This window comes from Halorubrum vacuolatum (genome assembly GCF_900188065.1).
GTDB lineage: Archaea > Halobacteriota > Halobacteria > Halobacteriales > Haloferacaceae > Halorubrum > Halorubrum vacuolatum.
In genome coordinates this window covers 1-1,424 of sequence record NZ_FZNQ01000064.1, presented here as the reverse complement: position 1 = coordinate 1,424, position 1,424 = coordinate 1, and the positions used below count along the sequence as shown (strand labels likewise).

The window sequence follows — 1,424 nt, the reverse complement described above, 5'->3', positions numbered from 1 at the left end:
GGTTTGCAACCCGCCTGTTCGTTCGGTGCGAAACGCCCCGAGGTTTGGTTGAACAAGTAGGCTACTGGCCTTGCCAAACGACCGTTACTCATATCCCCCGTTGGGGGATTCTGAGTTATCTTTCTGCGAATGTTCACCGCACCGTTCACGTCTGCGTTCATCGTCGCACCACACGATTCGCAGACGTACAATCCACGCTCCACGCGATTCGCATCACGCTTCCGCCCACAGTACGAACACGTCTTACTCGTGTCCCGCTCGTTCTTTCGGTCTACAAGGATGCCGTGTTCCTCTGCCTTGTATTCGAGCAAACGGGTGAAGCGGTCAAACTCCCAGCCGTGGAGTTTCTTGTTCCCACGCTTACCCCAGTTCCGAGACTCGCCGTTCTCCTCCTCTCGAATCCTACTCAAGTCACCGATGGCGATACGACCAACCTCGTGATCGATACACTTCTCAACTACGTGTTTGGCCAGAGCGTGCAAGAAGTGGTTTTTCCGCCGAGACAACTTCTGGCGAGCGCGAAGCGCACGACGCGACGGGCCGTTCTCGCCTTCGGTGTCGTACTCGTCTCGGGTGAAGTAGTGTTTATCCTGTTTCAGCACGTTCCCCGGATACAACTCAGCGTCACCATCATCGTAGGCGATGGCGAGGTAGTTCTTGATGCCGAGGTCGATTCCAGCGGTGTTGTCACCGGGTGCGTCCTTGACGGGAATTTCGACTTTGCAGACGAGGTGAAGTTCCCAACGGTCGCCGTTCCAGACGGTTCGCACTTGCTGGATGTTCTCCACGGTTACATCTGGTCGCGTTTCGTATTCGACGAGGATGAAGTCCGAGCGGTGCTGTTTGAGGTTGAAACCCTTGCTCAGACGGAGTTGGTTGTGTTTGGAATCGTGCTTGATACCCATTTGCTTCCATGTCACGGTGGAGCGTGGGTGGTTGTCACCTCGCTTTCTGTAGCCGGGGGAATTCGCGTCTGTGTCGCCGTTTTTGCGCTTTTTGAACCAACCGTTGAACGCCTCAGCAAGCTCTTCTAGAACTCGCTGACTTGACTGAGAATGGAGGTCACTGTAGCGTTCGTGGTCTTTTAATTCGCGCTTGAGGTCGGCTTCGGACGGAATTTCCCCGGTTTCATCCCACTCTTGTTGGGTGTGATAGCGGGCGACGTTCCACAGTTTTGATGCTGAGTGTCCGCAGTCATCGAGGTCGTCACTCACTTGGGTGTGGTTGACGATTTTCGCTCGATAGGTGCGGGTTGTCTCCAGCATCGTACTGTGTTCATAAGCACTTATGGAGTTTTCTGAATTAAAGGTGGTGATTGAGCGTGGAATATCCCGCCGTGCAGTCATCGGTGGTTTGCGTCATCTAGTGACGGCGCGTATCCCCGCCGTAAACGGCGAGGTTTTGCGCCTGCTCATCCGATAAAC

1 protein-coding gene is annotated in these 1,424 nt (G+C 54.5%); it reads right to left on the bottom strand.

Features of this window, described 5'->3' with window-relative positions:
- Positions 1-1,265: RNA-guided endonuclease InsQ/TnpB family protein (locus CHB65_RS16660; RefSeq protein ID WP_089386131.1), on the bottom strand; the 1,265-nt coding region annotated here is incomplete at its 3' end.
- Positions 1,266-1,424 lie beyond the last annotated feature (159 nt).